The sequence below is a fragment of the Cupriavidus sp. 05N38 genome, from assembly GCF_056397345.1.
The window spans coordinates 39,703-49,300 of sequence record NZ_JBFTNF010000054.1 but is presented as its reverse complement, the minus strand read 5'-3'; the positions used below and the strand labels follow the sequence as shown (position 1 = coordinate 49,300).

Below are 9,598 nucleotides of genomic sequence, written 5' to 3'. Positions count from 1 at the left end.
GTATGCGCAGTCGTTGTCGGAACGCCACCGCGATATCCTGCGCCGCCACAAGAACTGGCGCAGCGTGGAAGCGCTGCCTGACGGGCGCGCCATCGCGCTGTCGCACAGCGCCATGCCCGACGGGGCGTGGGTGACCACCTGCGAGGATGTCACCGAGCAACGCCGTATCGAGGCCAAGATCCACCACCTGGCGCGTCACGACGGCTTGACCGGGCTGCCAAACCGCAGCTTCCTCGATGCCTACCTGGACGATGAGCTACAGCGCGCGCACCTGCAGGGCTGCCAGGTGGCCACGCTGGGCATCGACCTGGACCGCTTCAAGGAGGTCAACGACCTGCACGGCCGCGCCGCGGGTGATACCGTGCTGCGCACGCTTGCCGCGCGTATTGCCGCCCAGATGCAGCCGGGCGAGTTCATCGCCCGCATCGACGGCGACGAGTTCATGGCCGTCAAGCGTTTCACGCGGCAAACCGAACTGAGCGATTTCACCGCGCGCCTGGTGACCTGCCTGAGCGAGCCGGTGCGGCTCGATGGCTACGACCTCACCACCAGCGCCAGCATCGGCATCGCGATCTATCCCGGCGACGGCACGCACCGCGACCAGCTGGTCGGCAATGCCGGCCTGGCCATGCGCCGCGCCAAGGGCAGCCTGTCGGAATCGATCTGCTTCTACGAACGCCGCATGGATGAGACGGAGCGCGAACGCCGCGCGCTGGCCGGCGAGCTGTGGATGGCCATCGCCGCCAACCAGTTCGTGCTCGACTACCAGGTGCAGACCGCGATTGCCAGCGGCGAGGCGATCGGCTGCGAGGTACTGCTGCGCTGGGAGCATCCCGAGCGCGGCCTGATCCCGCCCGACAGTTTCATGCCGCTGGCCGAGGCGTGCGGCGCCATCCTGCCGATCGGCGAGTGGGTGCTGCGCACCGCCTGCAGCGAGGCCGCGCGATGGACCTTGCCGCGCAAGATCTCGGTCAACCTGTCGCCGGTGCAGATCACCCACGGCAACCTGGTGACGCTGGTGGCGCGCCTCCTGGAGGAAACCGGACTGCAAGCCGGCCGGCTCGAACTCGAGATCACCGAATCCACCATCACCGGCGACAGGGAGCGCGCGCTGGACATCCTGCGCGGCATCAAGGCGCTGGGCGTCAGCATCGCCATCGACGATTTCGGCACCGGCAATTCCTCGCTGGATACCCTGCGTTCTTTCCCGTTCGACAAGATCAAGCTGGACCGCAGGTTTATCGCCGAGATCGCCGGGAACCAGCAGGCCAAGGCCATCATCCGCGCCATCCTGGCGCTTGGCCAGAGCCTGGCCATCCCGGTGCTGGCCGAAGGCGTGGAGACCGCCGAGCAGCTCAAGCTGCTGCAAGCCGAAGGCTGCGACGAAGCGCAGGGCTATCTGCTCGGCCGCCCGCAACCGCTCGCGCTGTTCCGCCGCGACCATGCCGTGCTCGTGGCGCCGCAGGCGCAGGCAGACCCCCGCTCCCGATCGCCAGGGTGACGCACGAGGCGCGCGGGCGCGCGGCGAACCCCATCTCGCCCGGGAAGCGCGCGGAACTCGCCTGCCGGGCCGCACTCTGATCCCTTATCGGCGGCCGCCCTGGCCGCCGCCCGGACCAGAACAGGGAGCGGCAGTGCCAGCACGGATCACCCGCATCCAGGCGGGCATCGGCGGCGTCATCGAAGCCGATGGCGACGATGGCGGCGATGGCGGCCATGGCGGCTCAAGCCCGTCATGAAGGACCTGCCCCGCGTCGCCGCATGCCAGCCACCGGGCCCCGAGGCAGGGTCCCCGCACCCGGGACCGGTGCGCGAGGTGGGCGATCGCAGCGGCGGCCACCATGTCTCTCCCCATCGGCTGCCCGGATGCGCGCACGCTGATCCGCTCACGCCCGCCGACCGCTACCAGGAACTGTTCGTCGCGGTGCAGATGGCCCGCGTCTTCAGCGACAGCAAGACCTTCACCGATGCCATCCCGCGCCAGGACCCGGAATCGATCCTGACCGCATACCGGGCCAGCGCGGGCGCTGCCGGATTCGACCTCGCGGGCTTCGTGCAGGCGCATTTCACGCTGCAGGAAGTGCCGCGCAGCCGTTATGTCTCCGATCCCCACCAGACCCTGGGCGACCATATCGACGCTCTGTGGCCGGTGCTCACGCGCCATCCGGCGGAGCACCCGCCGCAATGCTCGCTGCTGCCGCTGCCCAATGCCTACGTGGTGCCGGGAGGGCGCTTTACCGAACTCTATTACTGGGACTCCTACTTCACCATGCTGGGCCTGACCGTCAGCGGCGACGCCAGCCTGCTGCATGGCATGGCAGACAATTTCTCCTACCTGCTCGATACCTATGGCGTGATTCCCAACGGCACGCGGACCTACTACCTCAGCCGCTCGCAGCCGCCCGTGTTCGCGTTGATGGTGGAGCTGTTCGATGACCACGGCGTGAAGCCCGAGCTGGCCTACCTGCCGCAGCTTCGCAAGGAGTATGCGTTCTGGATGCGCGGCGCCGAGCACCTGGCGCCGGGACAGGCTTGCCGGCGCGTGGTCAGGCTCGCGGACGGCAGCCTGCTCAACCGCTACTGGGACGAGCGCGATACGCCGCGCGAAGAAGCCTTTATCGAGGATATCGGCACGGCCGCCGCCTCGTCGCGCCCCGCGCCCGAGGTCTACCGCGACCTGCGCGCCGCGGCGGAATCGGGCTGGGACTTCAGCTCGCGCTGGCAGGAGCCCGGCGGCGGCCTGGAAACGATACGGACCACGGCCATCCTGCCGGTCGATCTCAACAGCCTGCTGTACAAGCTGGAGACGAAGCTGGCCGAGCTGGCGGCAGCCGCGGGCGAGGCGGACGCGCCGGACTTCCTGGCACGCGTGCAGGCGCGGCGGCATGCCATCGACCACCTGATGTGGAACGAGGCCGAAGGTGCCTGGTTCGATTTCGACTGGCAGCGCCACCAGCCCCGCGCCAACCTCACGGCGGCCACCGTGATGCCGCTCTACGTGGATGCCGCCAGCCCCGCGCAGGCGGCGCGGCTCGCACGCACCGTGACCGCGCGCCTGCTGCAACCCGGCGGCATGGCCACCACCGAGCGCATCAGCGGCGAGCAGTGGGACCAGCCGAATGGCTGGGCGCCGCTGCAATGGCTGGCCATCGGCGGGTTTGCGCGCCACGGCCAGCGTGCGCTCGCGCGCGAGATCGCGCACCGCTGGCTGCATACCGTGGCCAGCCTCTATCGCCGCGAGTACAAGCTGGTGGAGAAATACGCATTGCGGCATGCGCCGCATGGGGCCGTGGGCGGTGGCGGCGGCGAGTATCTCCTGCAGGACGGCTTCGGCTGGACCAACGGCGTGGTGCGCCGCCTGCTGCAGCAGCATCCCAGCCACGCGGCCTGCGCCTCGCGCGCGGGAGAGCCGGGCTAGCTTGCCCCGGGCTCGCGCATCCAGTGCGCCACGGTGGCGGCCAGCCAGGCCGGGTCGTCGTGCGGCAGGTCGTGGCCGGCCCACGCGTGCCTGCGGTGTGCCACGGCCCATGCCGCCGCCAGGCGGGCCGAGCACTCCGGATCGACCAGGCGGTCGGCCGCCGAGGACACCACCAGCGTGGGGCAGCGCGGCGCCGCCGCCGCGGCGCGGTAGCGCGCCGCGGCCCATAGCTGGCGCAGCGCATTGCCTCGGCTCACCGGCGCGCTCGCGCGGATCGCGCTCCATGCCGCCACGTCGGCAGCCAGGGCGGCCCTGGTATTGCAGGTGAGGCGATGGATGGTGCGCTCGCAATAGGGGCCGTCCTGCCAGCGCAGCGCCATGCCGGCCAGCGCCGCCCAGTTGCGCGGGCGCAGGCGCTGCGCCACGCTGCCAAACGGCCGCATGCTGGTGTTGACCAGCACCAGCGCGCCGATCTCCTGCGGGTAGCGCCGCGCCCATTCCGCCGCCACCATGGCGCCCAGCGACATCGCCAGCACGCGGTAGGGCGGCGCCAGGGCCTGCCGGCGCGCGCTGGCGCGCATGTGCTCGACCATCGCCGCCACGCTCGGTGGTGCGCGCCGTGCCGCCTCCGTGCCGTTGCCGGGCAGGTCCAGCAGGGTCAGGCGCGTGATGCCGCAACGCGCCCGCAGCGCGGCGGGCAGCGCCCCCCAGTGGCGCGCTTCGCGCGTGAGCCCGCGCAGCAGGATCCATTCGTTGAGCCGGGCGTTCATCGGAGCCGGCCGCCCTGCCATTGCGCCGTGGCCTGCGCCAGCAATTGCGCGCGCCGCTCGCCGCGCGGCAGCCAGCGCTCGGGCGCGTAGGCCACGCGCCCGAGGAAGTCGAGCAGGTTGGCGTGACGGCGCAGCACGCGCTCGGTGCGGTGCGCCTTGACCGGATTGAAGAAGCCATGGCGCGAGAACAGCTGCCGCGGATTCTTCTTGATCCACAGCCAGGAACCCAGCTCGAGCGTCATCGGCAGGAAGATGTTGGCCGGCGGCGTATGGTCGTAGGCCCAGTCCCACAGGTCGCCATGCAGCAGGTACTGGTTGCTCTGCGGCTCGAACGCATAGCCGTGGTGCGGATGCGCCTGCTCGAACATCGTCTTGAGCGCGAACATTTCGGGCAGGTGCGCCATCGGCGCGGCCGTGCGCGCGTACGGAAACCAGATACTGTCGCCCCAGCCGTAGCCGGAGTGGCAGTCCAGCGCGAAGCTCAGGGGGCGTTGCTGCAATTGCTCGGAGACCACGCGCAGCATGGCCGTGCTTTCCAGCTCCATCGGTGCTCCCAGCCTGCCGCGATACCACGGCAGCCACGGGCCCAGCCGCTGTCCGCCGGCCAGCGGCGGCACGCGGCCAACGGCGTCCTGCGGCGCGTTGCGCATCAGGTCGACGCCGTTGGGGTTGGCGCGCGTGGACGCCCACATGCCGCCCGGGTTGACGATGGGCATGAAAAGCAGCCGCACCGATTGCAGTTGCCGCTCGAGCAACTCGTCCCACTCCAGCCGCCACAGCAGCATGCGCATGTAGTCGAGCAGCAGGTGGGTGCCGATACGCTCCAGGCCGTGGATGCCGGCAAAGAACCCGATGGCGGGTGCGCGCGGGTCGTCCGAGCCGATGCTGGCGGTGTAGAGGGGGAAGCGCTGTGCGCCTGCGCTGACCTCGCCGACGCAGCGGGCGTCCAGGCGATGCGCGCCGGTTTCGAGCAGGGCTTCCAGTTGCCGCATTTCAGCGAAACCGTCGGCGGCGGGCAGGGGCATGGGCGAGGGCAGATCCGGGGGCGCGGTCCAGGCAGACGGGGTTGCGCCCATCATCGGCCGCCAATGTGAAATCCCCGTGACGGCGGATGAGGTTGTCCGTGCACCGGCTTCGAATCCGGCTTCGAATCTGACTCCGAGGCACGGACCGTGCCGGTGCGCGGGCGCCTACCCGGCCATCCCGGGTGCGAACAGTTCTAGTATCGTCCACCCCCGCGCCGTCGCCAAGGCGCCAAGCGCGGCATCCGGATTGGTCGCCACGGGATGGCTCACCGCCTCGAGCAGCGGAATGTCGTTGCGGGAATCGCTATAGAACGCGGTGCGCTCGAACCGGTCCCACCGCAAGCCCAGCGAAGCCAGCCACTGCGCAACCCGCTCGATCTTGCCCGCGCCGAAGCTCGGCACGCCGGCGACGGCGCCGGTGAACCCGCCGCGCGCGTCGCACGCGGCCTCCACGGCCACCAGGTGCTCCACCCCCAGCGCCGCCGCAATCGGCTCGGTGACGAACCGGCACGTCGCCGTGACGATGCAGCACAGGTCGCCGGCATCGCGGTGACGGGCCAGCAGCGCGCGGGCTGGCGGGCGGATGGCAGGCACGATCACCTCGCGCATGAAGCTCGCGCGCAGCGCCTCCAGGCGCGCGCGCGGATGGCGTGCCAGCAGGCCGAGGGCAAAGGCGGCATGGCGCCGGAAGTCGAGTCGCCCCGCGCTGTACTCGGCCAGCCACAGCGCGTTGTTGGCTTCGACTTCGCGCGCGTCGGCGGCGCCGGCCGCCACCAGGTAGCGAGCCCATTCGTATTCGCTGTCCAGCGGTAGCAGGGTGTGGTCGAGGTCAAACAAGGCAAGGCGGGGCATGCGCCGTCTCCGGTCGGAAAACCGCACAGGATGGGCAGGCGCGGTGACCCGCGCGTGATGCGCGGCGCAAGAATTCCGATACCGTTATCGGCGAATTTCCGCCGCCGCGGGAAAGCGCTCGCCTAGGCGGCTGCGCGGGGGGCGAGGCATTCGAGGAAGGCGCCGATCAGGCGGGTATGCGTGCGGCCCTGGAGACAGTACAGGTACTCGTGCAGTACCGGCGGGTGGCTGGCGAACGGTACCACGCACAGCCCGGCATCGCGCGGGACTTCGCCGAGCGGCACCACGCTCGTTCCCAGGCCCTGGCGGATGGCTTCGTAGATGGCCTCGCGGCTGCCGATCACGGTGCTCGACGGCAGCTTCAGCCCGGCATCTTCCAGCGCCGTCTCGACCGCCTTGCGGGTCATCGAGCCATGTTCGCGGATCAGCAGGTGGCAGCCGGAGATCTGGGCGAGGGTGACGCTGGGCGCGCGCGCCAGCGGGTGGCCGGGGTCGACCACCAGCACCATGGGATCGGACGCCAGGGTGATGCGGGCCAGGCGATCGTCGTCGACGGCGTGCGACGAGACCGCGACGTCGATGCGGTACTCGAACAGCGCGTCCAGCATCTGTTGCGAGTTGCCGATGTCGAGGCTGATCCCGATGGCCGGGTAGCGTTCCCGGAACGCGGCCACGCTGGGCAGGATGTAGTAGGGGCCGGTAGCGCCCACGCGCAGCTTGCCCAGGTGCAGGTTGCCGGCGTTGCGCAGCAGGAAATCCGCGCTGCCCTCGTGCTGCATCAGCTGTTCCACCACGGGCATGAGGGCCACGCCGACATCGCTGAGGTCGACCCGGCCGCCGCGGCGGTAGAACAGCTCCACGCCGTAGCTTTCTTCCAGCTGCCGGATGCGGCCGGTGACGGTGGGCTGGCTCACGCGCAGCTGCTTGGCGGCGGTGGTGATGCTGCCCTGGCGCGCCACTTCATAAAACGTCGTCAGCAGGTCGCCGAGCATGGGAATCCGGGGGAAGGAAGCAAGCGCGCCAGTCTAGCGGCGCTTTGTGACAGTTCCGCGCAGCGCCGCCACGGGGGCGGCGGCGCTGCACGCGGGGCCGGGCGGCCAGGCCCGGGGCCACTCCCCGCGCCTACTTGCCCAGGGCGGGATCGGACTTGCCGTCCGCGCCGGTTTCCACGCGCCCGGCGAAGCGGCGCTGGAAACCGCCCTGCGGCACCGTGACGGCGAAGTCGTACCAGTTGTCCTGCAGGCCCAGCGGCCAGTGCTGGTCGAGCTGCTTGCCGGCGGGGATGTCGAAGCTCCAGGGCCCGTCGGTGCGGTAGGCCTTGGGTGTGACGGTGAAGGTGCAGGGCGCGGGGCCGGTATTGATCATGGTCAGGTAGACCGCGGCATTGGCGACGTCGTAGCACACGCGGATTTCCGGCGCGGTGCCGCCGGCCGCCGCCACGGCGCTGACGTCGCCCTGGAAGCTGCGGTGGAAGCCGTTCGGGCCGAGCACCCACAGATCGTACTTGCCATTGTCGGCGGCGTAGGCGTCCCAGCTATCGTGCAGTTCCTTGCTGGGCTCCACCACGTAGCGGCGGGGCACGCGGTCCAGGTGCAGGCGGTCGTACACATGGAACACGGCGGCGGCGTTGCCGGTGTTGCTGAACAGCAGCCACATGACGCGCGAGCCCGGATCCTCGCGCCCGCTCACGTGCAGCTCGTACGGCAGCGCGCGGGACGGGCGCTGGCCGGCTTGCTGGGTGGCGGGCGCAGCGGCCTGCGCGCTCTCGGTGGGCAGCGGCACCTGCGCCTTGGCCTCCTGTGCGGTGCGCACGGCATCGGCGGCGGTCTTGGTGCGGCTGGGCATGCCCGGCAGGGCCGCGCTGTTGGGGCTGACGAAGTTGAAGGCGGAGCTCAGGTCGCCACAGATGGCGCGGCGGTAGGCGCTGATATTGGTTTCGGCGACGCCGAAGCGCGCCTCCATGAAGCGCAGCACCGAGGTGTGGTCGAACACCTGCGAGTTGACCCAGCCGCCGCGGCTCCAGGGCGACACCACGTACATCGGCACGCGCGGGCCGGGGCCGTAGGGATGCTTGTCGGTGTGGTACTCGCCGTCGGTGGAAACGGTGGACTTGCCGGCCAGCACGCCGCTGGCGTCGTAGGCCGGCGCGCATGGCGGCGGCACGTGGTCGAAGAAGCCGTCGTTCTCGTCGAAGTTGATCAGCAGGACGGTCTTGCTCCAGATGTCCGGATTGGCGGTGAGCGCGTTGAGCACTTCCTGCGTGTACCAGGCGCCCTGCACGGGGCTCGAAGGCCCGGGGTGCTCGGAGTAGTTGGCCGGGGCCACGATCCACGAGACCTGCGGCAGGCCGCCGGCGGCGATGTCGTCCTTGAGCGCCTGCAGGAAGCCGTTGTCCGGCATGGTGTTGCCGATGCCCTTGATGAGCGGGTTGATGGCTTCGTCGGCGACGGTATAGGCCGGGTAGGGACTGCCGCTGGAAGCATTGCCACGCGCTTCGTTGGCCTTGCGGTACTGCACGAAGCCGGCCAGCGGATTGTCGGTGAAGTTGTCCGGCATGTTCTGGTAGACCTTCCAGCTCACGCCGGCGGCCTGCAGGCGTTCCGGATAGGTGGTCCAGCGGTAGCCGCCGGTGGAGGCGCCCATGGAGTCGCCGCTGTTGTCGATCACCGGCCCGCCGTTGGCGCCGGTGGGGTCGTTGGTCCCGGTCCAGTGGAACAGGCGGTTGGTGTTGGTGCCGCCGTGGAATCCGCAGTGATACGCGTCGCACAGCGTGAAGGCGTTCGCCAGGGCAAACTGGAAGTCCAGCTCGGCCTCGGTGTAGTAGCCCATCGACTGGGTCTGCTTGTAGGTGGGCCACTTGTTCATGCGGCCCAGGTCCCAGGCGTTCTGCGCGTCGGGGTAGCTGTGCGGAGTGCCGCTCACGCGCTGGGCGTTGCCCGTGGCGCTGTCCAGGTGATACGGCTGCACGATGCGGTTGGTAAAGGTCTGCTGCCAGACGTTGAGGCCGCCGGCCAGCGGGATCGGGAAACGGTCGCCGAAGCCGCGCACGCCCCTGAGCGTGCCGAAGTAATTGTCGAAGGAGCGGTTTTCCTGCATCAGGATCACCACGTGCTCCACATCGCGGATGCTGCCGGTGGCGTTGTTGGCCGGAATCGCCAGGGCGCGGCGGATCGACGGCGGGAAGGCGGCCAGCGCCGCGGCGGCGGAGGCGCCACCGGCCATCTTGAGGAAGTTGCGTCTGCTGTGAAGGCTCATCTTGATTGGTTCTGGCTAGGCTGTTCGGCTGGTCGGTTGGTGCGGACGTTGCCCGGCGCGGTGCCGGGCCTGCCCATCCATCAGGGCGCGCAGCGCAGTTGCGGCGTCACCGCCGGTTGTGCGCCGGGCTCGGCCGGCTTGGCGGGAGGCTGGGCTGCGTTGTTGTCGCCGGCGTCGCCGCCGCAGGCGCTCAGCACGGCGCACAGCGCCAGCGCCGCCAGCCATGCGGGCAGTGCGTGAATCGAGATCGAAGGCTTCATGGTCACGTTTGCTCTCGT

General features: G+C 70.1%; 8 protein-coding genes. 2 read left to right on the top strand and 6 right to left on the bottom strand.

Annotated features, from left to right (window positions below; genetic code table 11):
• On the top strand, positions 1-1,501 hold a 1,501-nt coding region (locus AC1DK4_RS30200; RefSeq protein WP_477131967.1), incomplete at its 5' end, for a putative bifunctional diguanylate cyclase/phosphodiesterase.
• Positions 1,502-1,735: 234 nt separating this feature from the next.
• On the top strand, positions 1,736-3,418 hold the full coding sequence (gene treF, locus AC1DK4_RS30195) for an alpha,alpha-trehalase TreF (RefSeq protein ID WP_441619190.1): 1,683 nt from the start codon (positions 1,736-1,738) through the stop codon (positions 3,416-3,418).
• On the opposite strand, the gene AC1DK4_RS30190 is transcribed toward treF, so the two are convergent.
• The 6 genes from AC1DK4_RS30190 to AC1DK4_RS30165 form a co-directional block, all read right to left on the bottom strand.
• Positions 3,415-4,188, bottom strand: coding sequence for an alpha/beta fold hydrolase (locus AC1DK4_RS30190; RefSeq protein ID WP_441619191.1), 774 nt, complete (start codon positions 4,186-4,188; stop codon positions 3,415-3,417). The genes treF and AC1DK4_RS30190 overlap by 4 nt on opposite strands.
• Positions 4,185-5,213: a M14 family zinc carboxypeptidase gene (locus tag AC1DK4_RS30185; protein ID WP_441619193.1), complete on the bottom strand. Its 1,029-nt coding sequence runs from the start codon at positions 5,211-5,213 to the stop codon at positions 4,185-4,187. The genes AC1DK4_RS30190 and AC1DK4_RS30185 overlap by 4 nt, the downstream gene beginning before the upstream one ends.
• Before the next feature lie 165 nt (positions 5,214-5,378).
• Positions 5,379-6,065 (bottom strand): HAD family hydrolase, encoded by a 687-nt coding sequence (locus AC1DK4_RS30180; RefSeq protein WP_441619195.1) that lies wholly within the window; start codon positions 6,063-6,065, stop codon positions 5,379-5,381.
• A 122-nt stretch (positions 6,066-6,187) separates the two neighbouring features.
• Positions 6,188-7,057, bottom strand: coding sequence for a LysR substrate-binding domain-containing protein (locus AC1DK4_RS30175; protein WP_441619197.1), 870 nt, complete (start codon positions 7,055-7,057; stop codon positions 6,188-6,190).
• A 130-nt stretch (positions 7,058-7,187) separates the two neighbouring features.
• A complete protein-coding gene (locus tag AC1DK4_RS30170) occupies positions 7,188-9,320 on the bottom strand; it encodes a phosphocholine-specific phospholipase C (RefSeq protein WP_441619199.1) in 2,133 nt (710 codons plus the stop codon).
• Positions 9,321-9,400: 80 nt separating this feature from the next.
• Complete coding sequence (locus tag AC1DK4_RS30165; protein ID WP_441619284.1) at positions 9,401-9,580, bottom strand: hypothetical protein; 180 nt, start codon at positions 9,578-9,580, stop codon at positions 9,401-9,403.
• Between the last annotated feature and the right edge of the window lie 18 nt (positions 9,581-9,598).